The following is a 26803-nucleotide window of genomic DNA, read 5'->3' as shown; positions in this document are numbered from 1 at the left end:
TGTTCCGTCATATCTGTCACGCCATCTCTTAATCTGCTGTCTTGATGTTTTATATTTTAATGCCGCCTTTGAATTATTGTTATGTTTTATTGCATACTCAACTGCCCGTTAACGAACACGGTACTCTTCTGATATACTATTCATAGAAAGGTTTCTCCTTATGTAGTTTTGGTTGGCTTACATTATATCAGAAACCTTTCTTTTTTTCTTCTTTTTTGTCACATATGTATTGTACCACGACAAAGATTTTTTCAAATTTTTTTCATATTTTCTTGTAATAATTCAAAAAATATGTTAAAATATAAACCGATATTTGAAGTGAAGGTAACTACATTTAATTATTAAAAAAAATAATTAAAATTATAGTTAATTATTTGAAATTTCATGTAGTAAATTCATATACACTAATTAATAGTTAAAAACCCATAGCAAAAGCTATAAATAAATTAAAAAGGAAAGGAGACTACTTAATTTTTTAGTTTAAGTAGAACGTAGAATATTATGCAAAGATGTGAAATTTTTGGAACTAAAGTGAGTCACGGAAATAATGTAAGTCACTCTAAAAGAGCTACTAAAAGAATCTGGAGACCTAATCTTCAAGCTATGAAATTAAATATCAATGGTGAAGAAGTTAAAGTAAGAGTTTCTACAAAAGCAATGAAAACTTTAAAAGGTAAAAATGACGATCAAATTAAAAAAATATTATTAGCTAACAAAGAAAATTTAAGCCCAAGAGTAGCTAAAGCATTATTTTCAGTTAAGTAAGTTTTTTTGTAAAACTTACTTTTTTTATTTCTTTATTACAGCTCTTTGTCAAGAGTGGGGTGGAAAAAGTTCGGTAACGAATAAGCTTTTTAAGGTTGTCGAATTTTTTTATCCCATAAGATTGCCTTTTTATTACTTTTATCTTGTTATTTTTACCTTCAACAAATCCATTATTTATATTATATTTTTGTATATTATTTATTTCTTTTTCCCAGTTTGATAATGTTTCCCCTAACTTAATAATTCCTTTTTTCCTGATTCCTTCAACTCTCCTATCAGATTCTTCAGTTCATAACTGAATATAGTGACATCCTTTATTTCAAATATACTGAAAAATTTTGTCCTAAGATCATAAGCCCTTGAGAATATCTCTGAAAGGTTCTTCAGTTTCTTTAGCCTCTTCTTCTGTGAAGGACTGAATGCACTGTTTGGATTCTTTGCTATAGCTTTCAGTATTTTTTGTATTCCCTGTACTTTGCATCTGAATTGAATAATCTTATCCTCACATCCCCTATCATCCAGTTTGCCTGCCTTATGACATGATATTTGTCTGCCACAATATCAACATGTGGAAGACAGGAGTACACTGTATTCCCGAACTGCATAAACATGTCCATTCCAACCTTTTTTATACTGTCCTTATGACAGAGAAGGAATTCCCTTATGGTTGATGATTTCCTGTCCTTTAAAATATCTATAAGGATATGGTTTGTATCATATATTGCCAGCTGGTACTTTTCTTTATCTGCATTCCCCTTAAATTCATCAAGGTATACAGTTTCATAGTCCAGCTCCTTATGAGGAACTTCAATGTCATGAAATATCCTCATGACAGTTGATATGCTCGTATTTTCTTCCCTTCCTATCTGAGTGAATGACTTCATCTCAGAAAGTTTTCTTCTTATCTCATCCTTGACTTCGTTTGAGATGCTGCAGTTCCTGTCCACAATATCTATTGAGGAAGTCGTTCTTTTACTGCATAAGGACATACATACCTCTGTTTTTCTATATGGAGGATAACTTTCCTGTTTCCGTAGCTAAGGCTTCTTATTGTAACAGTCCTGTAGTCATGTATATTCATTTTTCTGCCACAGCAGTTCTGACTTATATCAGTTCTTATTCCATATACATGGTAGGTGTTCCACTTTTTTTATTTCTTTTTCCACCCCCATAAATATTATAGAGCCTTTATTACTAAAACTCTCTCTCAATATTAAAAAATTTTAACTCTTCCTATTTCAAAACATTTATTATATATATTCAATTATTCTTTTTTCTCATAAATAGTAATTTTACTATACAAATTTTCACTCTTATGATACAATAGTATTAAATAAATATTTGAATAATAAATTATCAAAATAAAATATAACAAAGGAGTGATTTTATGTCAAATTTATGGAAAACACTAGAAACATTAAAAAATCATCAATGGATTGAATTATCACATGAATTATCAAATGAAAGCCCTTATTGGCAAGGGATGCCTAAAGGTGTTTTAGAACTTAATAAAACTGTTATAGATTTCTCAGAAATGAATTTAAGAATACAAACTTTCAAATTCCCAGGACAATTTGGTACTCACATCGATTATCCAGGACATTTTATACAAAATGCTCGTTTAGCAAAAGATTTTAATATTTCTGATACTATCTTACCTCTTGTCGTTATTGATCTTAGTGAAAAAGTAAAAGAAAATAATGATTACGAAATTAGTATCGAAGATATTTTAGAATTTGAAGAAAAATATGGAAAAATCCCAGAAAATTCTTTTGTTGCATTTAGAAGTGATTGGAGTAAAAGATGGCCTAATTTAAAAGCATTAGAAAATGCTGATGAAAATGGAAATGCACATACACCTGGATGGCCAATTCCTACCCTAGAATTTTTATTCGATAACCGAAATATTGCTGGAGTTGGACACGAAACATTTGATACAGATGCTGCCGTTACATGCGCTAAAAACGGAGACTTAGCAGGAGAAAGATACATTCTAGGAAGAGATAAATTCCAAGTTGAAGTATTAAATAATTTAGATAAATTACCACCAATAGGAGCAATTATATTCATAGCTGCACCTAGAATTAGCGATGCAAACGGATTACCAGTAAGAGTTTGGGCAATTGTCTAACTAACTTCTCAAAAAATCTGATAAATACAATTTATTAATAACCCAAATAAATAAGGATTGATTCTTGCTACATAAAAAAACAAAAGTCAATCCTTATTTTTATAGTGAAACTACTTTAAAACCAAACCTAAAAGCTATGACCATTATAGTCAAAACTTAAATTTATAGAATTTTAGTAATTTTATTTTAAATCGATTCTATATACTTATCTTTATTCATTTTGTTAATTTATTACTATTGAAAATGAACCTATCGGTGTTTATACAAGAGGAACAGGTTATCTGATAAAAGCTGATATCGGTTCTCAAATGACAATCAGTACTACTTCAATTATTATTTAATTACTTTAATCATACTACAGTAAAACCTATTTAATTATAAAATAGAAATACTCGTTTAAAATTAAATTACTAGAAATTTAAAGAATGTATAAATTCAAAAATTAAATAGAATAGACACAGTTCTTTCTTTTGGTTCTAATAAAGTCTTGCTATAATATATCGAACTAATAATTATTTATCTAAATATTCCATTTAAAAATATTAAAACGTTATTCTAATTTCTTTACAAATAAAAAAATGGCGTCCCCGGTTGGACTCGAACCAACGACCCTCTGATTAACAGTCAGATGCTCTAACCAGCTGAGCTACGGAGACACTCTTTTTTAATAAGAATATATATTAAAAAGTTTGGCAATTTCCTATTTTCCCTAGATAACTCTAAGTATCTTCGGCGTAAACAGACTTAACTACTGGGTTCGAAATGTAACCAGGTGTATCCCTGTCGCTATTGTCACCAAACTTAAAATTTAATAAAGACAATGAGAAATAAATAGTATGGTAAAAAGAATATTAAAAGCTTTCGTATTATTAGTACTGGTCAGCTAAATATATCTCTATACTTACACCTCCAGCCTATCACCACCTGTTCTCGATGGATACTAAAAGAACACTCATCTCAAAGTGGGCTTCTCACTTAGATGCTTTCAGCGATTATCCCTTCCAAACGTGACTACTCAGCCATGCCACTGGCGTGACAACTGATACATCAGAGGTTTGTCCATCCCGGTCCTCTCGTACTAAGGACAGATCTTTTCAATATTCTAGCGCCTGCAGTGGATAGGGACCGAACTGTCTCACGACGTTCTGAACCCAGCTCGCGTGCCTCTTTAATGGGCGAACAGCCCAACCCTTGGGACCTTCTCCAGCCCCAGGATGAGACGAGCCGACATCGAGGTGCCAAACACTTCCGTCGATATGGACTCTTGGGAAGTATCAGCCTGTTATCCCCGGGGTAGCTTTTATCCGTTGAGCGATGGCCCTTCCATACGGAACCACCGGATCACTAACTCCTACTTTCGTACCTGCTCGACCCGTCAGTCTCGCAGTCAAGCTCCCTTATGCGTTTGCACTCTTAGGTTGATTTCCATCCAACCTGAGGGAACCTTTGAACGCCTCCGTTACTCTTTTGGAGGCGACCGCCCCAGTCAAACTGCCCACCTAGCACTGTCTCCGATACCAGATTAGAATTTCAACAACATATGGTTGGTATTCCAACAGCGACTCTGTAACAACTGACGCCATTACTTCACAGTCTCCCAACTATCCTATACACACATTGCCAAAACCCAATGCCAAGCTACAGTAAAGCTCCACGGGGTCTTTCCGTCCTACTGCAGGTAGTCGGTATCTTCACCGACATTACAACTTCACCAGGCCTCCAGCCAAGACAGCTCTCAAATCATTTCACCATTCGTGCAGGTCGGAACTTACCCGACAAGGAATTTCGCTACCTTAGGACCGTTATAGTTACGGCCGCCGTTCACCGGGGCTTCAATTCGGATCTCTCAATCCTCCTCTTAACCTTCCGGCACTGGGCAGGTGTCAGCCCATATACGTCGCCTTTCAGCTTAGCATAGACCTGTGTTTTTGGTAAACAGTTGCTTGAGACTCTTCACTGCGACCTATTTCCCCTTGAAGTGTTTCTCTTCTCAAGTAATATAGGCACCCCTTCTCCCGAAGTTACGGGGCTATTTTGCAGAGTTCCTTAGCTAGAGTTAGCCTGTCGGCCTTAAGTTTCTCACTCTGTCCACCTGTGTCGGTTTACAGTACGGGCACTTAATTTCCTCCTTAGAAGTTTTTCTTGGCAGTGTAGGATTTGTGACTTACACCAAGAGGTGCTTACCCATCAGTTCTCACGTTTAAGCATACGGATTTACCTATATGCTCACGCTACTTCCTTAAAAAGGCTAAACCGTCAGCCTTCTCACATACCTTCCTGCGTCACTCCATCAGTAATAACGTTAATTAAGTGGTATAGGAATATTAACCTATTTTCCATTCGCCTGCGCTACTTAGCCTCGGCTTAGGTCCCGACTTCCCCAGGGCGGACAAACCTTCCCCTGGAAACCTTGGACTTCCGGCCGGCGGGATTCTCACCCGCCTTCTCGCTACTCATTCCTGCATTCTCACTTCTGATACCTCCAGCAGGCCTTACAGCCTGCCTTCATCGGCTTACAGAACGCTCTCCTACCAAGATGCGAAAGCATCTTCCACAGCTTCGGTTTATGTCTTAGCCCCGTTACATCTTCGGCGCAGATACTCTCGACCAGTGAGCTATTACGCACTCTTTTAAGGTATGGCTGCTTCTAAGCCAACCTCCTGGTTGTCTGTGAATATCCACCTCCTTTCCCACTTAGACATAATTAGGGACCTTAGCTGGTGGTCTGGGCTGTTCCCCTTTTGTCCACGGACCTTATCATCCATAGACTCACTCCTAATCATTAATATATGGTATTCGTAGTTTGCTTGATTTCGGTAAGCAATACGCCCCCTAGATCATACAGTACTCTACCCCCACATATCTTAAAATTAAGGCTGCACCTAAATGCATTTCGGAGAGAACGAGCTATCTCCTAGTTCGATTGGCTTTTCACCCCTAGACCTATCTCATCTCCCAACTTTTCAACGGCGGTGAGTTCGGTCCTCCACTAAGTCTTACCTTAGCTTCAACCTGGACAGGCCTAGATCACTAGGTTTCGCGTCTATGACATATGACTTATCGCCCTATTAAGACTCGGTTTCCCTTCGGCTCCATTCTTTTTAACCTTGCCATATATCATAACTCGCAGGATGATTAACCAAAATCCACGCAGTCACTCTTGCGAGCTCCTACCGTTTGTAAGCACACGGTTTCAAATTCTATTTCACTCCCTTACTCAGGGTTCTTTTCACCTTTCCCTCACGGTACTCTTCTCTATCGGTCAACAAAAGTATTTAGCCTTACGTGATATGGTCCACGCAGATTCACACCAAATTCCTCGTGCTTGATGCTACTCGGGTGCTTTAAGTTTTACTAATAGTTTTATGTTCTACAGGACTATCACCTTCTTTGGTCCAGCTTCCCAGCTGTGTTCCACTTACTCTACTAGTAAAATGACTTTATGGCTATTAGTCTATTAAAGTCCCTCTACCCCATATACACAACGTCGCCAACTTACATGTATATGGTTTAGGCTATTCTCCGTTCGCTCGCCGCTACTTAGAGAATCGTTTTTACTTTCTTTTCCTCCCGTTACTTAGATGTTTCAGTTCACGGACTTACCTCTTTCGTATATGTGATCTACACATATAGGTTTTCCCATTCGGAGATCTTGGTATCAAAGGTTATGTGCACCTCCACCAAGCTTTTCGCAGCTTATCACGTCCTTCATCGGCTTTTGTTGCCTAGGCATCCTCCGTGTGCCCTTAATAGCTTTTTATTCTAACTCTAACAGTTTTCCTGTTTTCATTGTAATCTTTTTACCTACTATTCATTTCCCATTGTCCTTAATTAATATTGGTGGAGATAAGCGGGTTCGAACCGCTGACCTCTGCCTTGCAAGGGCAGCGCTCTCCCAACTGAGCTATATCCCCATACAATAAAATTCTTTGGTGGGCATGGCTGGACTCGAACCAGCGACCCCTGCGTTATCAGCACAGTGCTCTAACCACCTGAGCTACACGCCCTTAAGAATAAACACGAAGAAACATAATCCAAACAGATTTAGTATTTATATACTCCTTAGAAAGGAGGTGATCCATCCGCACCTTCCGGTACGGATACCTTGTTACGACTTCACCCCAATCACTATCCACACCTTAGGTACCTTCCTCCTTACGGTTGAACCAGTAACTTCAGGTGCAAACAACTCTCGTGGTGTGACGGGCGGTGTGTACAAGACCCGAGAACGTATTCACCGCAACATTGCTGATTTGCGATTACTAGCGATTCCAACTTCATGAAGTCGAGTTGCAGACTTCAATCCGAACTTAGATTGGCTTTTTAGTTTTGCTCCACGTCACCGTTTTGCTCCTCTTTGTACCAACCATTGTAGCACGTGTGTAGCCCAGATCATAAGGGGCATGATGACTTGACGTCATCCCCACCTTCCTCCTGCTCTTCGCAGGCAGTCTAGTTAGAGTCCCCAACTTAATGATGGTAACTAACTATAGGGGTTGCGCTCGTTGCGGGACTTAACCCAACATCTCACGACACGAGCTGTCGACAGCCATGCACCACCTGTCTCTACGTTCCCGAAGGCACAGCCTGTTCTCACAGGCCTACGTAGGATGTCAAGATCTGGTAAGGTTCCTCGCGTTGCGTCGAATTAAACCACATGCTCCACCGCTTGTGCGGGTCCCCGTCAATTCCTTTGAGTTTCAACCTTGCGGTCGTACTCCCCAGGCGGATTACTTATCGCATTAGCTTCGGCACAGACACTCTTCATGCCCACACCCAGTAATCATCGTTTACAGCTAGGACTACCAGGGTATCTAATCCTGTTTGCTCCCCTAGCTTTCGCACTTCAGCGTCAGTTGCTGTCCAGTGGACTATCTTCATCATCGGCATTCCTACACATATCTACGAATTTCACCTCTACTCGTGTAGTTCCGTCCACCTCTCCAGCACTCTAGATATACAGTTTCAAAGGCAAGCTTTGAGTTGAGCCCTAAGTTTTCACCCCTGACTTGTATATCCGCCTAGATGCCCTTTATGCCCAATAATTCCGGATAACGCTCGCGACATACGTATTACCGCGGCTGCTGGCACGTATTTAGCCGTCGCTTCTTCTGCAGGTACCGTCACTTACTTCTTCCCTGCTGAAAGCACTTTACAATCCGAAAACCGTCCTCGTGCACACAGAATTGCTGGATCAGAGTCTCCTCCATTGTCCAATATTCCCCACTGCTGCCTCCCGTAAGAGTAAGGGCCGTATCTCAGTCCCCTTGTGGCCGTTCATCCTCTCAGACCGGCTACCTATCTTCGTCTTGGTGAGCCGTTACCTCACCAACTAACTAATAGGACGCAAAGCTCTCTCTTAGCATCTCTTTTCATTAAAGCTTCATGCGAAGCTTTAATAATATCTAGTCTTATCAGTCGTTTCCATCTGTTATCCCAGACTAAGAGGCAAGTTCTTTACGCGTTACTCACCCGTCCGCCATGGTTATCACGGTGCAAGCACCGTTTCCCCATTGACTTGCATGTGTTAAGCATTCTGTCAGCGTTCATCCTGAGCCAGGATCAAACTCTTCATTCAATATTTATTTTCACCTTTTAAAGTCTTATTGACAGGAACTTTTTTATTATTAAAAGTCCTTATTTATCACATCTTTTATGGTATATGCTTCTTCTATTTATTTGTTTATTGTACTTAAATATGTTTCCATATCACAAGAATTAGTATATCAAATATTTTTTCTTTTGTCAACTACTTTTTTTATTTTTTTTAAAAAAAAATTGTACCTCTAAACTTTATAATACTTTTAATTAGTCTTTTGGTACAATTTTTGATTTTATAATTTTGAAATAAAATAATTTATTTACTTATTTCTTTTTCATATTCTTTTAAAACTTCTGCTGTTAATTCTGTTCTTAATTCTGGTGTAACAGGATGAACGATATCTTTATATTCTCCGTTTGGCATTCTTCTAGATGGCATTGCTACAAATAACCCATTTTGTCCTTCGATTATTTTTAAACCGTGTATAACAAAACTTTCATCAAATGTAATATCTACGTAAGCCTTCAATTTCCCGTCTTCTTCTACATTTTTATTGACTCTTAATCTAATATCTGTTATTTTCATACAAATTTCTCCTTAATAATTAAAATTTTAATACTTTTTTATAAAATTAATCACTATATTTTAACTTTTATTTAAAGATTATTACTTTAAAATAAAAATTATTGATATCTTTCCTCCACTTAAATTATACCCTATTTATTAAAAAAAACAAGGAGAATTTGTATTTTTTTTTTATATAATTTCAATATATTCTTCGATCAATTCTTTTCTTAGAGTTTCTGGTGGTAATTCTTTTATTTTAACTTTTATGTTTTTGTTGAAATACTTTATTTCTAAGACATCTCCTTTTTTTACACTGTATGATGACTTTTTTGCATCTCCATCAACTATAATATTTCCATTATCTGCTAATTCTTTTGCTACTGTTCTTCTTTTTATAACTCTTGTAATTTTTAAAAATTTATCTAGTCTCATTTTTATATCCTTCTTAATTAATTTTTATTTTATTATCTGTATTATTTTGAGGCTGTTGATTTTTTATATTTTCCATTATTGTATTGTTTAAATTTGTTTTTTGTTCATTTTTATCACTTTGAACCTCATTTTGTGGTTGCGAAACTGATTGAGTTTCTTCAATTGTAATCATTGTATTCAATGATAGCAAATCTTTTTGTAATTTATCAAGTTTATTTTTATTTTCATTTAATGAATCTATTAATTTTTGTATAGCTTGTGTTTGTTCTTCATATTTTTTTGTTATTTCTTGATATTCAGTTTCTTTTAAAGTAGTCATTTTTTGTACTAATAGACTTTCTTCTTCTGGATTTAACACTGTTTTATTTGTAGTTTTTATTTCATCCTTATTTAATGACACTTCTGACGCGATTTTTATTTTTTTTCCTTCTAAAATATTATTTTTATCGTATTCAATATTGGAAATTATTGCATCTTTTCCATTGTAAATTGTTTTTGCTTTTAAGTCATTTTCGTCATATTGAATTTCGTAGTTGCTTCCTGATTTTGTAATAATTGATTTTAAATTATTTTCTGAATTTACTTCAATTTTTTCTTTTGATTCAGTATCTAAATTTTCTGCTTTTATAATACCATTATTAATATTTAATTTTTTGACTTTTAATGGTAATCTTTCAATTTCATTAATTAATTTTGCTGTTTTCAACGAATCATTAGTAACTATTTTTAAATTTTTACCTTTATCTAAAAAAATGTATGAATCAAGATTTTTTACATCATTTAACGAAATTTCTTTTTCTAATTTAGATAAGTCTACAGAAATATTCTCTAACATCATATTTCTATCCAACTCAATTTTTTCAATTTTATTTTCTAAATTTTCTTTTTCTGAATTAATCAATTTTGCCAAAATTTCTGATTTTGCATTTAATTCTTTTATTTTAGCAGCTTTTTCTTTTAAATCTGTCGATTTTGCATAAATTTCTTTAATGTTATTTGTTGCTAACAGATCTTCTCTTATTTTTTGATTTATGAAAGTATTTACGTTATTATTTAAAGTTTCTGTTTCTTTTGTTGTTTCTTCTACAAATTGGTCTGTTGTTTTAGAATTTTTTATTTGAGGAACTATTTCCATTTTTTCAGAAAAACTATCAATTGCTTTGTCTTCTTGTGCGTAAATTGCTTCTAAATCAACATTTTCTAAATTCATTTCTTCTAATTCTACTTTTGGTATAATTCCAAATAATCCGCCTCTCGAAAGTGTAACTATTGCTTTTCCTTTTCCTAATTTTTTGTTATTTAATATAAAATTATCATATGTAATTTCTCCATTTTTCATTGAAAATTTTAGATTTTCAAAACGAGAATTTTTTGTAGTTGTCATATGAGTCAAAATTTTATCTGAAAAAATTACTCCTCCAACTAATAACATTACTAAAATTAGTACGAGAGAAAGTAAAATTTTTAAAAATTTCATAAAAAAACCTCTTTTCTTAATTTTATTTTAGTGAAAAATAGGACCATTCCAAAATTATTTTATTATTTTGAAATAGTCCTGACACTTCATTTAATATCTTTTTTTGCTATTTTATTTAATGTTTTTTATAGCATCGTCAATTTTTGACAAACCATATTTATCTGTTACAGTTTGTAAATATTTTTGTGTTTCAATTTGTCTTTTTTGTGTTCTAATTTGATTTTTAATTGAATCTTTTACTTTTTCAAAAGGTATTAAACCTTTAGGATTTTTTTCAAGAACTTTTATTACGTACAATTCATTTCCTACTGTAACTACGCTATTTACTACTTGTCCTGGTTGTACACTTGCAATAGCTTGACTTATTGGACCGTAACCTTGTGATAATTGAGAAGCCGTAATTTCAGGAGTTTCTCCATTACCTGTTTTTGCTGCATTTGCACTATATTTTTGAACTACAGCTGAGAAATTAGCTGGATTTGCAGTTGCTTCTTTTAAAGCAGCTTCAGCTTTTGCTTTATCTGCAGAAGGAACTACTACTAATTGTAATTTTACAGTATCTTCTTTTTTCTCAAAATTTGCTTTGTTTGCTTCATATGCTTGTTTTGCATCTTCATCAGTTACACTTGCTTTATTTGCTTCAGCAGTTAAAGTTAAAGTCGCTAACAATCCTTCTTTTGCGCTTTCGATACTATCTACATATTTTTTCTCTTTATCGATTTTCTTATCTTTACCATCCAAAGCTACAGCTCTATTTAAAGCTATATTTTTTACAATATTTTGTTTCAATTGAGTTAATTGTTCAGGAGTTACTTCGTTTGCTTTCAATCCTTGTGCATCTAAACTTTTTTCTAATTCAGTTTGAACTTCTGATTCATATACCTTTATTTTTTTATCTCCTGATTCATATAAAACTTTTCCACTTTGTCCTGAATTTCCACATGATACAGCTAATACACATAATGCTGTCATTAATCCAATTTTCAATTTATTCTTCATTTTTTCCTCCATTTATTTATTTTTCAAGTTTTGTTATATTTAAATTATCCATTCTGTTTATTATACTCTACTTTTATTAGTTTTTTATTTGAAAGATTGCTTTTTTAACATTTTATTTTACTAATTTTTGAAATATAATCTTTCAATTTTATTTTTTTCAATCTTTTTACAATATATTCTTCAGTTTTTTTCTCATTCGATATATCTTTCCAATCTAGATTTTCTGAAAGTTTATTGATTTTTTCTTCTGGAATATTTTTTAAAAAATAAAGTTCATAATAATCTGAGTTTTCGTCTATTCTCTGAATGTGATTCTGTTCTGCAAACAATTTTAATTCGATACTTAATATAAATTTTTTCATTGAATTTGGTATTTTTCCAAATCTATCTTCTATTTCATTTTTCATCTCATTTAATTCTTCAAATTTTTCAAGCATTGCGAATCGCTTATAAATATTAAGTCTTTCTTCTTTTTGAATGTAAGTTTCTGGAATATAACCTTTTTCCCTAAGTAAAATTTCGACATTTTCAATTTTTTCTCTAAATTCACCTTTTTGACGTTTAATTTCTTTATTCAACATTTTTATATACAAATCATATCCAAAAGTTTCAATTGTTCCATGCTGTTTATCACCTAAAATTTCTCCAGCTCCACGGATTTTCATATCTTCCATTGAAATTTGAAAACCACCTGATTTAATTCCTTCTATTTTTTCCATACTTTCTTCTTTTTTCTTACCTTTTGCTGTTGTTCCTCGTGTTTTTACTAGATAACAATAGCCTTGCCTATCGCTACGACCTACCCGACCTCTAAGCTGATACACTTGAGAAAGTCCTAAATGTGTGAAATTTTCAATTAAAATCGTATTTGCATTTGAAACATCAATACCATTTTCAATAATTGTTGATGCCATTAAAATATCATATTCTCCTTGCTCAAATCTTTTTAGCTTATCTTTTATTTCTTTTGGTGGAAGTTGTCCGTGAATAAATTCAATTTTCACAAATTCTGGCAAAATATCCTGTAATTCCTTCAATTTGTTTTTCATATTTTTTACATCGTTATAAATGTAGAAAACTTGACCATCTCGTGAAAGTTCCTTTAAAATTGCGATTTTCACAGCTTCCTCTTCCCAATCGAAAACTTCTGTTATAATTGGTAATCGGTTTGTTGGAGGCGTGTCGATAATAGAAATTTCACGGATTCCTAATAATGCTAAATTTAATGTTCGTGGAATCGGTGTTGCAGTTAAGGTCAATACATCTAATTTTTGTCTTTTTGCTTTTAATTTTTCTTTTGCTTTTACACCAAATTTTTGTTCTTCATCAATTATTAAAAGTCCTAAATTTTTAAATTGAACATCGTCACTAAGTAATCGGTGCGTTCCAATTACTAAATCTGTCGTTCCATTTTTGATATTTTTCAAGATATCTTTTGCCTTGCTCTGTGTTAATCTTGATAAATTTTCAATTGTAATCGGATAATTTTCATATCGTTGCTTAAATCTTTTGTAATGCTGTTCTGCCAAAACTGTCGTTGGTGCAATCATTACAACTTGCTTTGAATTGTCAATCGCTTTGAATGCAGCTCTCATTGCAACTTCTGTTTTCCCGTAGCCAACGTCTCCACATACAATTCGGTCCATAATATACGGACTTTCCATATCTCTTTTAACATCATTAATTGCTTTTTTCTGGTCTTCTGTTTCTTCAAATGGGAAAGCTGCTTCAAATTCTTCTTGCCAAACAGTGTCTTTTTGATACACAAATCCATTTTGACTTTGTCTTTGAGCTTGAATTTTTATCAATTCATGAGCAAATTTTTCGATATCTTCTTCTAATTTTTTACGTTTTCTCTTAAATCCTCTCGTTCCAAGTTTAAATAATTTCGGCTCAACACCGTAGGAAACATATTTTTCAAGCCTATCCAATTTTTCAACAGGGATGTACAAAATATCTTCATCGGCATATCGAATTTTCAAATAATCCATTTCTTCAATAGTTTCAATTCCCTTGTAAATCCCAACTCCATACTGAACATGAATTACATAGTCGCCTTCTACAATTTGATTGACTTTCTTGTACTTTATACCTTTATTTGCCTTCACTTTCTTTTCGTAAATGTAACCATCTAATTCTCTATCTGTTAAAATGAAAACATCTTCTATTACAAATCCCTCAATTAACGGATAATTGTGAATTTTTAACAACTTTTTCTTGTAAATTTCATTATATTCTGAAACTTTTTTATCATAATTTTTTGTATATAATTCAACTTTTTTTATTTCAGATAATTTTTCTAATTTATCTTTTGTTTTAAAAGTTTCTAACTGTTCTTCAGTAAAATTAACCGTTTCCATCGAAAAACTTTTATTTTTTAAATTTTCATATCTCTGTCTATAAATATTTTCCTTTTCTCGATTTAGCAAAATATATTCTTCCATTTTGTAATCTAGTAACTCTTCGTTTTCTATGATGATCACCACATCTTCAGACTGCAACTCTTCAATCAATTCAACCAATTCATAATTTTTTCCTGAAAGAGCATTTCCAAAAATTTTAATTTCATTTATTTTTGAAATAGACTTTTGGCTATCAATATCAAATTCTCTGATACTGTCTAATTCATCTCCAAAAAACTCAAGCCTTATAGGATTTTCAAGATCAGGTGGAAAAATATCCAAAATATCTCCTCTTTTGCTATATTGTCCCTTTTTATCAATCAAATATGAATTTTCGTAACCATTTTCTATTAAAAAATTTATCGTCTTAATAATCTCGTATTCTTTTCCAATTTTGAAATCCAAAAATTTTACTTTTTCAAAAAATACATCCAATGTGATTTGTAAATTAATAAATAACACAAATTCTGACTGATTTTTTAAAATATCTAACAATTTTATATTAATTCCTGTCATATCTTCTTTTTTTGAAGAAATATTTTCAAAAATCTCAATTTTTTTATTAGAATATTTTTTACTTTTTTTTTCTTCAAAATAATTTTCCAACATATAGTGGTAATTTTCTAAATTTCTGTTAGAAGTGGAAATATAAATTATTTTTTTATTTTTAGAAGTCAATAAAATCCAAGGAATTGCTCCACGATAAATTTTATTATTCTGTTTCAACTCAAATTTTTCTGTTTTTTTTAAAAAATTTAATTCACCCATTTTTCCCCTTTCTATCTTTTTGTTCTTAATTTATAGTTTATTATATCATTTTCTCTCTTTCAAAAAAATAAAAAATTTTCTAAAAATTCTAAATTTCAATAAAAAAATAAAAACGTCATACAACTCACAGCTTTCCAACTATTAGTGCATGACGCAATTAATTTTAAACTATATAAAATATATTTTTAGTTATTTTAAAGTTGATATTTTCCAAATACCGAAAAATAAATAAATTATAAATAAGTAAAGTATTAATCCAAATTGGTGTAAGAAAATGAATGCGAATACTAGCACGATTACTGCTATCGCCATTCCTAATCCTTGTGTTATTTCAGCAAATCCTAATTTATCATCACCGTAAACATTTGGTTTTAATACAGAATTTATTGGTCTTATAAATATATTTAGTATTAAAATTGCATATAATGGTGCTTCTTGTTGTATTCCATGTTTCCAGAATAATATCATTGAAGCTCCAATCATTATTCCATAGAATAATTTCCCAAATAAGTATTTCGGACTTGAATATAAATCTGTTAAAATGAAAACTCCTAAAAATACAATTTCTCCTAATTCTAATGGAATTTCAATACCCATAAATGCTGCAACAAAATATCCTACAAAAATAGATATAAACAATCCTGTCGGAACTTCCCAACTTAATCTTCCTCTAAGCATTAAATATATTGATCCAACTACTATTGCGATTACTGAATATCCACCTATCATTCCTGTATTTGCCAATAAGATTGATCCAACTCCCTCAAAACCAGGTGCTACAATATCTGGATTTGACCAAGCAGCTGATCCCGTAGCCAATACAGATGGAAAGAATAATAAAATCGCTAATTTACCAATTACTATAGGATTTACAATTTTCTTTTCTACCGAACCAAAACATAATTGTCCAAATAATACACTAATAATTGAAGCTAATCCTGCGATATAAATTGGTGTAAATGGTGCTAATGAAAGTCCCACTAAAACTCCCACAACCGCTGTTGAAAAATCAGTTTCAATATCTTTTTTCAATATAAATTTTCCAAATATATATTCCGTTAATACTGCCAACACTGTTGATGTTAAAATAATTAAAATCGGAAAAATCCCATAAACTACAAATGCAACTACTATCAATGGAATAGTCGCTATCAAAGTATCTATCATAGTTGTTGTAATTTTTTCTTTCAGAGCCCTTTTTTCATTTAATCTCATTTCAATTTATCCTCTCTTTCTATTCTGATGTACCTTCACTAGATTTTGTTCCAGAAGAACCTGAACTTGATTCAGAAGAACTTCCACTATTACCGTTACTTTCTGGTGAACTACTAGTTGATGTCTTCGATTTTTCTGGTGAACTATGTTTAGAAGATTTTTTTGTACTTCCTGATTTTGGTTTATCTAAAGAAAATTTCTCAACATTTCCCATACTTCTTTTTTTCGTTGTATGTTTTTTCTCTTCTTTTGGTTTTTCCTTTGCCACTGGATTTTGTGGTGCTACAACAGGTGCTGTTGCTGGTTGTGGTTGCGTTGGCTGTTGTGCTACTGGTTGTTGTGGCTGTGCAGGTTGAGCTTGTGGTTGAGGAGGCTGTTGCTGTTGTTGCTTAGCCTTTGCTGCTTGTTGTTGTGCTGCTAATTGAGCTGCTTTTTTCGCATCTTCTTCTTTTTGTTTTTGCCGTTGTTTTTCTTCTTCTTTTGCTTTTTTATCAGCCAATTCTTTAGCCTTTTTCGCTGCCTTCTTCTCTGCTCTAATCTTTGCAATCATTGGATTACCTATATCTTTTGCCTTAAAACTTCCAACCGCCAGTAATAATAATGAGACCAAAAAGATACACACATTTTTTAAATGTTTCATAATTTACCGTTTCCTTTCTACAATTTTTTTAATTTTATACAGTTTTTCAATTAGAAAATAAAATCTTAATTTTTTTTCTTAACTCTTAACTCCAGCTTTGCTATACAATGCTCTATAAATTCCATTTTCCTTATCCATTAAAGTTTCGTGATTTCCAACTTCTCTAATTTCCCCTTGCTGTATAACTACTATTTTATCACTATTTACTATTGTTGACAACCTATGAGCGATAACAAATGTTGTTTTCCCTTCCATTAATTTTTCCAAAGCATCTTGAACTAACTTTTCTGACTCATTATCAAGTGCCGAAGTTGCTTCATCTAAAATTAAAATTTGTGGATTTTCCAAAATTGCTCTCGCTATTGCAATTCTTTGTTTTTGACCACCAGAAAGTTTGACTCCTCTTTCTCCAATTTCTGTATCGTATCCGTCATCCAATTTTTGAATAAATTCGTGTGCATTCGCTAATTTTGCGGCTTGAATAACTTCTTCATCAGTCGCATTCTGTCTTCCGTATTTAATATTACTAAAAATCGTTCCACTAAATAAAAATGTTTCCTGTGGCACAATTCCAATACTTTTTCTCAAACTTTTTATTTCAAAATCCTTCAAATCAGTACCATCAATCGTAATATTACCACCTGTAACGTCAAAAAATCTTGGAATCAAGTTCACTATCGTAGACTTTCCTCCACCAGAATTTCCAACTAAAGCAACCGTTTCTCCTTTTTTTATTCTAAGGTTAATTCCCTTCAATATTTTCTCTTTATTATCCTGATAAGAAAATTCCACATCATTAAATGCTATTTCATCATTAAATTCTCTAAATTTTATACAATTTTCTTTATTGATAATCTGAGGATTTATTTCTAAAATCTCATATACTCTATCAATTGAAGCTATATTTGAATTTATTGTATTATAAATTGTTGTACTTCTTCTTACTGGCGTATACACAGAAGCTATAGCTCCCACAACCGTTAAGAAATCACCTGTTGTAAAATTATGTCCTCTAATAATTCGATATCCTCCAAACAATAATAATATCGCAACCATTATATAATTCAATGCTTCTGAAACTGCCATTGATTTTGCATTATAACTAACACTTTTCAATACAACTTTTTTTAAATTCAAACTTTTTCTTTTAAAATCTCTTATTTCAACACCCTCTGTAGCAAATGCCTTTATTACTCTAATCCCAGAAATCGTTTCCTGCAATTTAGAATTCAAGATCCCTGTTGCTTCTTGTCTTTCTTTCCCAGAACTTTTTAATTTTCTCGAATATTTTTTTACCGTTACCATTAATACTGGTGCTACAATTAACACTCCTAAAGTTAATTTCCAATCTATATACAACGCAACTCCCAAATATAATATCGCAGTAAAAACATATTTAATCAACTCAAATAAATCCAAAATCAATGAATTTACATTTGCTGGATCATTTAAAACCTTCGTCATCATTTCTCCAACTTTTGTTTTAGAAAAATATTCTATATCCAATGACTGTAATTTTAAATACAAATCATCTATTATATTTTTATAAATTGATGATGAAACTTTTCCCGAAAGAAGCGTATTCCAATACATTATAAATGCACCAACTACAGATAAAAGTATCATTCCACCTGCTGCATAAAGTATATCTTTCTCATTTTTCCCAATAATTCCTTGATCTATAAGTCGCTTCAACAAAGCAATTGGAGCTACCGAAGAAGCAGATGAGACCATTGCTAAAATCATATTTAAAATTATTAAAATATAATATTTTTTTATATATTTTTTTAATTTTTTTATTGAAATTAAATTTTTACTTCTCATTTTATTTAAACTTTTTCTCCTTTTTATATTTTTAATTTTAACCAATAAACTTCATAAATTTATTTTCCTATAACTTCCCTAATTTTTTCTCTAATTTTTTATTTATTTGTGAACCATAAAAATCTACTTTTTTCACATTTTTAACAGTTAACGAAGCCGTTGAAGCCACTGTTGCCAATACATCAAACTGAACTCCTACAAAATCAAATAATTCAAAAGGAACTATTTTATCAAATACTAATATATCAGGAAAATATTTGCTGTAATCTTTTCTATCTCTTGGATGTGTTTTTATCATTATTTCTTCTCTTTTATAATTTTTAAAAATTTCTTCATAAATCGAAATTTCTTCCTCTAAAGTCAAAATTCCATCTTGAGAAAAAGGTTGTGTCAAAAAAATTACTCTTTTAGTTTTTATTTTTTCTATATCTTCTGTATTCAACGTGAAAAAATCTAAAATTTCTTTTTTATCTACATCATCTTTTTCTTCATAAATTTTTTTAAAATCTAAAATTTCTGCTTTCTTTATCAACTCTTGTGGAATTTCTTTTATCCCACTAAATATCACTTTTTTTACCTTTGGAGATAGACCTAATTTTAAATTTTTCTTCGACTTAAACTTATTCCTTCTCGATTTTCTGTAAAGTTTTTGATCATAATAACTTGCTATTCCGTCTTCTATCATGGTAAACTCATCTATCTTATCCCAAATAACTCTCGTCGTTAATATATGATCATTCCCAATATATCGTATTTTTTTATTTTTAGTTCTCTTTTCAATTTCTGATAACAAAATTTTTCTTAATTTTTTTCTAAAAAGAATTTTTTTTATCCCTTTTAGCATTCTTAATTTTATTGACAAAATCTTATTGTACTCTTCTTTATCAATATAAACTGTATCTAGTTTAAAATTACTTTTCTCAAAATAATTCAATAATGTTTTATCAGAAAAGATATAAGTTTTATTTTTGTGTAATTCTTTTGTTAAAAGCATATACAATAACAAAGTATATCCGCTATCAACTAAGATTATATCATGTTCTTCCATTTCTGACCTTTCATTTTTTATTTAAAAATTTTCCGATAAATTGCAGTCGTTCCATTATTTAATTCTTTTTTGAAATCTTCTATACTGTAATCATCAGCACTCAATCTATAAACCCAATTTTTATTTATTTTCAGAGAATTTGCACCTTTTCTTGTCGTTATAAAAATATCAACACCCAACTTTCTCAAATCCTCTCGATTCCCTTTGTATCTGTGTCCCCACGGATAAGCCAAACAATCTGGCGTTTTATTCAATTTTTCTTGAATTATTCTTTTATTTTCCAATATTTCAAATTCTACAGTTTTCTTAAATTCCTCTTCACTAACCTTATAAAAAAATTCATCCTGTTTTTCCTTAAATAATTTTGTCAAAAACTTCTTTCTCTCTTTCAAAGATTTTTTTTGAAATTCTTCACTTTTTTCTATCTTTCTGTACTTCTCAACAAAATCTTTTTTAGGTTTATGTCCAGGAATTGAAATCTGACTCACTGACTTGCAAATCGGCAATCCATCCATTTTTTTACCACTAACATTTTCCTCATAAAAATCATCAAAAAACATACTGTAACTTTCTCTTCTAAAATATGGAGAACTTTCCTCATCATAAAACCCAGTTACTTTCAAATGTTTAAGTGTCATAGCATGAGAATGTGTATGCATCTGAAAATCAACTAATCCACTATCATACATCTCTCTAACCTGATCCCAATTCAAGTAAAAATCATTCTTCCCAATATATTTTGTATTCAAAAAAATTGTCGCCTTAATGCCATATTTTTTTAAAATTGGAAACGCCTCAACATAATTATTCTTATATCCGTCATCAAACGTAACCAAAACTGAATTTTCAGGTAATTTATATCCTAATCCTTTCAATTCTTCCATTTTAAAAGTTTTCTTATCTTTAATCACTTTCATTTGCTCTTCAAATTCTTCCGTTGAAATAATTCCTGGAATTCCTACCTTGTAAACACTGTGATACATCAAACAAGTAAAAAATTTTTTTCTACTTTTATTATAAACAATATATCCCAGTACCAATAATACTAGCAATATCAACACTTGCCGCAACAAAAAAACTAACATTCCTCTCTCCTTCCTTTTTTATTTTTAATTTTTTAAATTCACCCAATTATTTTAGAAATCCTAAATTTTTCCTCTAAATTTCAGCCATTTCGCTCTTATTTTTTTTATCAATCTATCAATTTTAAAATTTAAAATCGTATTTTTTCGTTTATTACTAAAATGCACATGCCTTTTATTCCCAATATGTCTAACAAACGGCTCCTTAAAAAATATCGTTTTAAACCCTTTTTCCTTGTAAAAATCTGATAAAACTTCCTCATATCTCTGATTTTCCAATTTCTCATGCAAACCAAATAAATCCATATCTTTTTTTCGTCTCAAACCTGGATTATATGTGAAAATCTCACCTTTCACTTTATAAAATCTCTCACCAGATTTTGAAATATAATCTTCACTCTCATCAAAAAAGAAACCTTCTGCGTAATCTTCCTTCGCTCTTCCACCAACAATCAAGATTTTCTCATCTTCCTTTAGCAACTCAATCGATTTCTCAATAAATCCCTCTCGAAAAAATTCCCAATCATCTTCACAATGAAATACATATTCAGTATCAACTTCCTTATAAGCCTTATCAATCGATTTTAACTGACCCAAACGAGTTTCATTTACAATCAGCTGAAAATTCTGATTCTCATATTTAGAAACCAATTTTTTTAATTTATTCCCTTCCGTGCTATCTTCTGTAATTATAATTTTCTTAATCGGATAAGTGTTATACTTAAAAAAACTATCCAAAGTTTCTTCTAGCAAATCAAACCGACCACAACTTGTTATGATCAAACTAACTTCATCATTCATATTGACTTAACCCTTTCTCTGCTCTCATTTTACCAGCTTTTATAACATTCGCTAAAAATTCATCATTCTCTTTTAACTTGCTTCTATCATTTTCTTTATGATAAATATGATAAACCAAAGCCTTAAATTTCAATCTTTTCTTACTAATCCCATTATTGTAGAGTCTAACCGCAATTTCACTATCTTCTCGACCCCAACCTTGTATTTTTTCTTCAAATCCATTCACCTTTTGTAAATCTTCTTTAAAAAATGCCATATTACAACCACGAATTCCACTCAATTTCTTATCCCTTTTTATAAACATTTTCGACAAAATTCCACATCTTATCATATTCGCTTTATTCTTAAATCCTTTTTCAAATAATCTAAAAATAAAATTCGGCATTCGATTTTTCAAAAGATTTTTCGAATTTTTTTCATCCACAATCACACGAGAACCTTGCACAAAATATCCTTTTTCCATATTCTCAATATGATCTTGAATAAAATGCTTCTCAAGTATCAAATCTCCATCAATTATTATTAAATATTTTCCACTCGCACAATTTATCGCCTTATTTCTTGACATCGAAAGCCTGAATCCATCATCTTCTTGCCAAGAATGAATAATATTCAACCACGGATAACTTTGCTGAAAATCCTTCACTAAATCAATCGTTTCTTTCCTAGAACCATCATCCGCAATTATTACCTCTCGTGGCTTTACCGTCTGCTCTAAAACACTGTTCAAACAAGCCTTCAACGCTTCAGGCCAATTATAAGTAGTTATTATAAGTGAAGTATCTTTCCCCAAAGTATTGTAATACGCTTCTCTCAATTTTGTATATTTTGTCATCGTATAAATTGAACTATACTTAGCCAACAAATACCCCTCGTATCCATCCAGAACACCAAATTGAAAAATGTACATTTTTACAAATCGAAACAACATTTTTGAATAAATTTTCAAAAAACTTGCACTTTTTTTATGCTTAATATATTCAGTCGCACTCTGCGAAGTATATCTATTCAATTTCTCTAAAAATTCCTCAATACTGTCATAAGTATAATGAATTATTTTCTCATTAATTTTTTCAATTTTACTCTCAGTTTGATATTGTTCATGAACCTCACGATTACTTATTTTAACCTTTCCATTCTTCCAAAGCCTAATTACATAATCATCCCATCCACCAAACTTAATCTCCTTCCCAAACGCAATATTTCTAAGTTTTATTTTATAAACATCACTTGAAGGTTTTTCATCATTTATAATACTTTTTATTTTTTCTTTCAATTCAGGCGATACAACTTCATCTGCATCTAATAACAATACCCATTCTCCCTGACATTTCTCCAAAACAGAATTCTTCTGAGGACCATACCCTTTCCATTTCTCAACAAAAACTTTCGCTCCTTTAAACTCAGCTATTTCTACCGTCCTATCTTTGCTCTCACTGTCCACAATTATAATTTCATCCACTATATCCCTTATAGCATCAATAGTTTTCCCTATTCTATTTTCTTCATTAAACGTTATTAAACCAACTGATAGTTTCATTTTAAATCCTTTCAGTTTTTCTCATATTTTTACTAAAATAATCAATTTTACAAATATTTTCCCAACTCTTTTTCATAATCTAATTCATTTATATCTTCATTATATTCAATTAAAATATTATTTTTAGTTCTATTTATTCCCCATTTTTCAACTTTTTCTTCATCATAAAATGCTATTATTTTTTTATCCAATCCTTCTGCTATATGAACTATCGAAGTATCTGGAGAAATTATTAAATCGCATCTTTTTATTATTGAAATTGCTTCCATTATACTTTCTGTTTTTTTATAGAAAATATTCTTATCTTGTATTTCTGACATTATCTCTTCCAATATTTTTCTATCTCTTGGAGAATCTAAAATTATAGTTTTATATTCCTTTTTTCTTAATAATTCTAATATTTTTAATATATTTTCTTTATTAATTTTCCTTCCTTTTGAATATCCAAAAAAATTAATTGCAATTACATTATTTCCCAACTTTTTGTCTTCAAAATATTTTTCTATTTCCTTTTCATATTCCAATGAAATTGGTACTTCATATTTAGAATTAAAATCTGTAATTCCTAATTTTTTCAATATCTCTTTATAATTTTCTATCATTTTATTATTATTTTTTTCTATTTTTATGTTAAAAATATTGAAATCTTCCTTATCGTACCCTATATTCACTTCAGCTTTCATGCTTTTCACAAACCAAAATTCTTTATATTTCATATGCTCTGTTAAATCAACTAAAACATCATATTTATTTTTTTTCAATTTTTTTATCATTTTCAACATTTGAAAAGTATTTTTTCTCTTATACACATAAACATTATCTATATTTTTATTCGTTTCTAAAAGTTTTTTTATTGAAGTATCGCTAACTATATCAATAATAATATTCGGATTATTTTTCTTCAACTCTTTAAATATAAAAGAACTAATTATATAATCTCCTATTTTCCCATCTATTCTCATAAATAGTATTCTTTTTATATTTTTATAATTTATATTTATTTTTTTTCTCTTTTCATCCAACAACTTATTTATAAAAAAATCTCTATTATCCTTTAATTTATTTCTCAAAGGTTTATAAAATTTCCAATTCATTCTTCTATCTTCCCATCTTTTATTATTTTTTCTTTTTTATTAATTCTTTTATAAAAAAATATTTTCCTAAAAAATATAATAAATAAAAATTAATATTTTCAAAATTTTTAGCATGTGTATACTTCAATGTTTCTCTAAAATCTTTTTTAAATTCTTTATGTATTTTATAAAATAAATCTATTCGATCACATTCAATTGCCCTTTTCATTGCATTTTTATAAAATCTTTTTGTTCTATAAAATACCAATGCTTTTATTAGTTCATCTTTTTCTGTTTTATATTTTTGAACTAAGTACTTACAATTTTCAAAAACATCTTCAGTTTGCTTATCATATGAAGTTGTTAAAGTACTTCCTTCTCTTGCTAAATATACCCCAAATATATCATCAACTATTTTTATTTTTTGTGCTTTACTTAAAATATTAATTAGAAACAATTCGTCTTCATGAGTTCCTATTTCCTCTATAAATTCTATATTATTTTTTTCTAAAAATTCTTTTTTATATAAATAAATTCCAACTCTTACACTTAAAAATTTATGCTCAATACCTTTTTTAAAATATTCTCTACCAGTTAATATTTTACCTATTAATTCTTTAGGCGTTCTTGCATCTGCACCAACCCATGTTTCACCACTATTTTCATCATATCTAGTTTCTTTTCCAACAATTATATCAATATCTGTATCCTTTTCTATATTTTCTTTCAACATTTTTTTAAATGATTCTGTTTCTACCCAATCATCACTATCTAAAAAAAATATAAATTCTCCTTTTGATTCTCTCAATCCAACATTTCTTGTTTTGGAAATTCCCTTATTCTCTTGATTTATTATTATTATATTTTCATTTTCATGCTCATTTTTAAATTTTTTTATAATTTCCAACGAATTATCTGAACTTCCGTCATTGATCACTATTATTTCATTTGCTATTTCTAAACCACATAATGATCCCAAACATTTTTCTATATATTTCTCTACGTTATATACAGGAATTACTACACTAAGTTTTACTTCTTTATTTCCCATTTTTATACCTTTCCCTTTAACATTCTATTTATAATTTTTTCTTCACATATTATATCATAAATCACATTAATTTATTTATATTTTTTCTATTTTATGGTAAAATTTAACTAATCTAATCATAGAAAGGAAAAAATTATGAAAAAATTAAATTCTATAATACAATTTTTTGTATTTTTATTTCCAATTTTACTATTTTTGTCTTATAAAGGAGTTCAAACACTCAGTTATATAATTTTACTTTTTTTTATTTTACAAATAATAAATAAAAATAACAGAGCTAATCTAAGCTCTCACTTGGATAAAAAAATATCTATTGGTCTTCTAATTTTTATAGCAACACCTTTTATTATTTCAATCTTTAGTGGCGGAATCATGTCTCGTTCAGATAATTATATTTATTTATATTTATTAATGTTTTTTCCACTAGTATATTTTATTAATAGCGAAAAAAAATTTTTTCTTTTTTTAAAATTTTTATTTGGAAGTGCAATAATCTCCCTAACAGGTGCTCTTATATTTTTCATTACAATTTTTAAAGAATGGGCTAATCCAAAAGGATTTTATTATCCAAGAATACAATTTGTATTGCCAACACAAGATTTTGCAAACATAATGTGTATCTTTTTTTTATTTATGATTTCATTTTTACTCTTTTATAAAAATGAAAATAAAAAAATAAAAATAACCTTTTTAATTTCAGCAATACTAGCTATTTTTATTTTATTAGTAAATAGATCTAAAATGGTTTACATCTGTTTATTCCCTAGTGTTATATATATTTTATGGGAAAAAAATAAAAAATATATTTTATCATTTATATCTGTTTGTTTTGTCGGTTATTTTTTCCTTCCAAAAGCTATTTCTGAAAGATTACAATACATTATAAAATTTGACAAAGATCCTTCTAGTCGTTTACGTGTTTTATTTTGGGAAAGTGCTATTGCTTCTTTCAAAAAAAGTCCATTATTTGGAATGACGACAAAAGATAGAGTTAATTTTAATTTGAATCATTTTAAAAATAACGGTACCCTTGAATATATTGCCAACAATTATGAATTTAAAGTAACTGAAACTGGAATTGTAAATACTCATAATATGTATCTTCATTATTTGGCATACTATGGAATTGGAATATTTTCTTTAATTTATTTTTTATTTATTGTTATTCCTTCAAGACTTTTAAAAATAAATTATTTGAAAAATAATTTTAATGATACTCGTTTTATTGCTCTTGAAGTTGCAATAAAATCTTCTTTTATTGCCTATTTAATTCAAAATTTAACAGAAATTAACTTAAATAAAAAAATAATGGTTTTCGTTTTTACAATTATATTATTCATAATTAACTATATTTATAAAAAACAATTTTCAAAAAATTAAAACAAAAGGAGATGTCTCATAAATCAAAAAATATACAATCCATTTTTGTAAATTTATTTATTTTAT

Annotated in this window: 20 protein-coding genes, 3 tRNA genes, 3 rRNA genes and 1 pseudogene; 3 read left to right on the top strand and 24 right to left on the bottom strand. The window is 30.3% G+C overall.

The genetic code is table 11. From position 1 onward, the window contains the following. Positions 1-24: 24 nt before the first annotated feature. Positions 25-90, bottom strand: a pseudogene (locus tag J4863_RS09390) (hypothetical protein); the annotation flags it as partial. A gap of 411 nt (positions 91-501) precedes the next feature. Here J4863_RS09390 and rpmB point away from each other — a divergent pair. Continuing rightward, positions 502-765: a 50S ribosomal protein L28 gene (rpmB, locus tag J4863_RS00585; RefSeq protein ID WP_211618517.1), complete on the top strand. Its 264-nt coding sequence runs from the start codon at positions 502-504 to the stop codon at positions 763-765. On the opposite strand, the gene J4863_RS09520 is transcribed toward rpmB, so the two are convergent. The 3 genes from J4863_RS09520 to J4863_RS09515 all read right to left on the bottom strand — a co-directional run bounded on the left by J4863_RS09520 (position 758) and on the right by J4863_RS09515 (position 1846). Further along, positions 758-1024: a transposase gene (locus J4863_RS09520; RefSeq protein WP_211619262.1), complete on the bottom strand. Its 267-nt coding sequence runs from the start codon at positions 1022-1024 to the stop codon at positions 758-760. The two genes, rpmB and J4863_RS09520, sit on opposite strands and share 8 nt — an antisense overlap. 190 nt (positions 1025-1214) lie before the next feature. Then, a complete protein-coding gene (locus J4863_RS00570) occupies positions 1215-1754 on the bottom strand; it encodes a transposase (protein WP_211618516.1) in 540 nt (179 codons plus the stop codon). Next, on the bottom strand, positions 1718-1846 hold the full coding sequence (locus tag J4863_RS09515; RefSeq protein WP_211618515.1) for a transposase family protein: 129 nt from the start codon (positions 1844-1846) through the stop codon (positions 1718-1720). Before J4863_RS09515 ends, J4863_RS00570 begins: the two co-directional genes overlap by 37 nt. A gap of 306 nt (positions 1847-2152) precedes the next feature. Here J4863_RS09515 and J4863_RS00560 point away from each other — a divergent pair, with 306 nt between their 5' ends. After that, positions 2153-2896, top strand: a complete 744-nt coding sequence (locus J4863_RS00560; RefSeq protein ID WP_211618514.1) for a cyclase family protein — start codon at positions 2153-2155, stop codon at positions 2894-2896. Between the two features lie 579 nt (positions 2897-3475). Here the strand turns inward: J4863_RS00560 and J4863_RS00555 are convergent. The 20 genes from J4863_RS00555 to J4863_RS00460 all read right to left on the bottom strand — a co-directional run bounded on the left by J4863_RS00555 (position 3476) and on the right by J4863_RS00460 (position 25357). After that, positions 3476-3552 (bottom strand) — tRNA-Asn (locus tag J4863_RS00555). A 31-nt stretch (positions 3553-3583) separates the two neighbouring features. After that, positions 3584-3696, bottom strand: a 5S ribosomal RNA gene (rrf, locus tag J4863_RS00550). Positions 3697-3745: 49 nt separating this feature from the next. Further along, positions 3746-6656, bottom strand: a 23S ribosomal RNA gene (locus tag J4863_RS00545). Positions 6657-6734: 78 nt separating this feature from the next. Next, positions 6735-6810, bottom strand: a tRNA-Ala gene (locus J4863_RS00540). Positions 6811-6826: 16 nt separating this feature from the next. Further along, positions 6827-6903: transfer RNA gene (locus tag J4863_RS00535), tRNA-Ile, on the bottom strand. 59 nt (positions 6904-6962) lie between these two features. Further along, a 16S ribosomal RNA gene (locus tag J4863_RS00530) occupies positions 6963-8474 on the bottom strand. The 16S, 23S and 5S rRNA genes sit together here with 3 tRNA genes alongside, the layout of an rRNA operon. Positions 8475-8753: 279 nt before the next feature. Next, positions 8754-9023 carry a septation regulator SpoVG gene (gene spoVG / locus J4863_RS00525; RefSeq protein WP_211618513.1) on the bottom strand — a complete coding sequence of 90 codons (270 nt, stop codon included), beginning with the start codon at positions 9021-9023 and terminating at the stop codon, positions 8754-8756. A gap of 171 nt (positions 9024-9194) precedes the next feature. After that, positions 9195-9437, bottom strand: a complete 243-nt coding sequence (locus J4863_RS00520; protein WP_211618512.1) for a S4 domain-containing protein — start codon at positions 9435-9437, stop codon at positions 9195-9197. 13 nt (positions 9438-9450) lie between these two features. Continuing rightward, positions 9451-10914 (bottom strand): hypothetical protein, encoded by a 1464-nt coding sequence (locus J4863_RS00515; RefSeq protein WP_211618511.1) that lies wholly within the window; start codon positions 10912-10914, stop codon positions 9451-9453. A 111-nt stretch (positions 10915-11025) separates the two neighbouring features. Then, positions 11026-11913 carry a peptidyl-prolyl cis-trans isomerase gene (locus J4863_RS00510; protein ID WP_211618510.1) on the bottom strand — a complete coding sequence of 296 codons (888 nt, stop codon included), beginning with the start codon at positions 11911-11913 and terminating at the stop codon, positions 11026-11028. Between the two features lie 104 nt (positions 11914-12017). Then, on the bottom strand, positions 12018-15083 hold the full coding sequence (locus J4863_RS00505; protein ID WP_211618509.1) for a DEAD/DEAH box helicase: 3066 nt from the start codon (positions 15081-15083) through the stop codon (positions 12018-12020). 189 nt (positions 15084-15272) lie between these two features. Continuing rightward, on the bottom strand, positions 15273-16298 hold the full coding sequence (locus tag J4863_RS00500; RefSeq protein ID WP_211618508.1) for an RnfABCDGE type electron transport complex subunit D: 1026 nt from the start codon (positions 16296-16298) through the stop codon (positions 15273-15275). A gap of 19 nt (positions 16299-16317) precedes the next feature. Then, positions 16318-16938 carry a hypothetical protein gene (locus tag J4863_RS00495; RefSeq protein WP_211618507.1) on the bottom strand — a complete coding sequence of 207 codons (621 nt, stop codon included), beginning with the start codon at positions 16936-16938 and terminating at the stop codon, positions 16318-16320. A gap of 78 nt (positions 16939-17016) precedes the next feature. Then, positions 17017-18762 carry an ABC transporter ATP-binding protein gene (locus J4863_RS00490; protein ID WP_211618506.1) on the bottom strand — a complete coding sequence of 582 codons (1746 nt, stop codon included), beginning with the start codon at positions 18760-18762 and terminating at the stop codon, positions 17017-17019. A 67-nt stretch (positions 18763-18829) separates the two neighbouring features. Continuing rightward, the gene (locus J4863_RS00485) at positions 18830-19810 is read right to left on the bottom strand and encodes a glycosyltransferase family 52 (protein ID WP_211618505.1); all 981 of its coding nucleotides are present in this window, start codon (positions 19808-19810) and stop codon (positions 18830-18832) included. Between the two features lie 17 nt (positions 19811-19827). After that, on the bottom strand, positions 19828-20895 hold the full coding sequence (locus tag J4863_RS00480) for a polysaccharide deacetylase family protein (protein WP_211618504.1): 1068 nt from the start codon (positions 20893-20895) through the stop codon (positions 19828-19830). A 60-nt stretch (positions 20896-20955) separates the two neighbouring features. After that, on the bottom strand, positions 20956-21693 hold the full coding sequence (locus tag J4863_RS00475) for a glycosyltransferase (RefSeq protein WP_211618503.1): 738 nt from the start codon (positions 21691-21693) through the stop codon (positions 20956-20958). Further along, complete coding sequence (locus J4863_RS00470) at positions 21686-23233, bottom strand: glycosyltransferase (protein WP_211618502.1); 1548 nt, start codon at positions 23231-23233, stop codon at positions 21686-21688. Before J4863_RS00470 ends, J4863_RS00475 begins: the two co-directional genes overlap by 8 nt. A 47-nt stretch (positions 23234-23280) precedes the next feature. Then, positions 23281-24327, bottom strand: coding sequence for a glycosyltransferase family 9 protein (locus J4863_RS00465; RefSeq protein WP_211618501.1), 1047 nt, complete (start codon positions 24325-24327; stop codon positions 23281-23283). A gap of 22 nt (positions 24328-24349) precedes the next feature. Next, the gene (locus J4863_RS00460; RefSeq protein ID WP_211618500.1) at positions 24350-25357 is read right to left on the bottom strand and encodes a glycosyltransferase; all 1008 of its coding nucleotides are present in this window, start codon (positions 25355-25357) and stop codon (positions 24350-24352) included. 135 nt (positions 25358-25492) lie between these two features. Between J4863_RS00460 and J4863_RS00455 the strand changes: the two genes are divergently transcribed. Then, on the top strand, positions 25493-26737 hold the full coding sequence (locus J4863_RS00455; protein WP_211618499.1) for an O-antigen ligase: 1245 nt from the start codon (positions 25493-25495) through the stop codon (positions 26735-26737). Positions 26738-26803 lie beyond the last annotated feature (66 nt).

It is taken from the genome of Leptotrichia sp. oral taxon 221 (assembly GCF_018128245.1).
GTDB lineage: Bacteria > Fusobacteriota > Fusobacteriia > Fusobacteriales > Leptotrichiaceae > JABCPH02.
This window is presented reverse-complemented; position numbering and strand designations above follow the sequence as displayed.

Bases quoted from the DNA above. Each gene is read 5' to 3' on its own strand.
- J4863_RS00485 (WP_211618505.1), bottom strand. From the start codon at position 19,810: ATGGAAGAACATGATATAATCTTAGTTGATAGCGGATATACTTTGTTA.
- J4863_RS00520 (WP_211618512.1), bottom strand. From the start codon at position 9,437: ATGAGACTAGATAAATTTTTAAAAATTACAAGAGTTATAAAAAGAAGA.
- J4863_RS00460 (WP_211618500.1), bottom strand. From the start codon at position 25,357: ATGGGAAATAAAGAAGTAAAACTTAGTGTAGTAATTCCTGTATATAAC.
- J4863_RS00480 (WP_211618504.1), bottom strand. From the start codon at position 20,895: ATGTTAGTTTTTTTGTTGCGGCAAGTGTTGATATTGCTAGTATTATTG.
- J4863_RS00465 (WP_211618501.1), bottom strand. From the start codon at position 24,327: ATGAATTGGAAATTTTATAAACCTTTGAGAAATAAATTAAAGGATAAT.
- J4863_RS00510 (WP_211618510.1), bottom strand. From the start codon at position 11,913: ATGAAGAATAAATTGAAAATTGGATTAATGACAGCATTATGTGTATTA.
- J4863_RS00505 (WP_211618509.1), bottom strand. From the start codon at position 15,083: ATGGGTGAATTAAATTTTTTAAAAAAAACAGAAAAATTTGAGTTGAAA.
- J4863_RS09515 (WP_211618515.1), bottom strand. From the start codon at position 1,846: ATGAATATACATGACTACAGGACTGTTACAATAAGAAGCCTTAGCTAC.
- J4863_RS00500 (WP_211618508.1), bottom strand. From the start codon at position 16,298: ATGAGATTAAATGAAAAAAGGGCTCTGAAAGAAAAAATTACAACAACT.
- J4863_RS00560 (WP_211618514.1), top strand. From the start codon at position 2,153: ATGTCAAATTTATGGAAAACACTAGAAACATTAAAAAATCATCAATGG.
- J4863_RS00570 (WP_211618516.1), bottom strand. From the start codon at position 1,754: ATGTCCTTATGCAGTAAAAGAACGACTTCCTCAATAGATATTGTGGAC.
- spoVG (WP_211618513.1), bottom strand. From the start codon at position 9,023: ATGAAAATAACAGATATTAGATTAAGAGTCAATAAAAATGTAGAAGAA.
- J4863_RS00475 (WP_211618503.1), bottom strand. From the start codon at position 21,693: ATGAATGATGAAGTTAGTTTGATCATAACAAGTTGTGGTCGGTTTGAT.
- J4863_RS00495 (WP_211618507.1), bottom strand. From the start codon at position 16,938: ATGAAACATTTAAAAAATGTGTGTATCTTTTTGGTCTCATTATTATTA.
- J4863_RS00515 (WP_211618511.1), bottom strand. From the start codon at position 10,914: ATGAAATTTTTAAAAATTTTACTTTCTCTCGTACTAATTTTAGTAATG.
- J4863_RS00490 (WP_211618506.1), bottom strand. From the start codon at position 18,762: ATGAGAAGTAAAAATTTAATTTCAATAAAAAAATTAAAAAAATATATA.
- J4863_RS00455 (WP_211618499.1), top strand. From the start codon at position 25,493: ATGAAAAAATTAAATTCTATAATACAATTTTTTGTATTTTTATTTCCA.
- rpmB (WP_211618517.1), top strand. From the start codon at position 502: ATGCAAAGATGTGAAATTTTTGGAACTAAAGTGAGTCACGGAAATAAT.
- J4863_RS00470 (WP_211618502.1), bottom strand. From the start codon at position 23,233: ATGAAACTATCAGTTGGTTTAATAACGTTTAATGAAGAAAATAGAATA.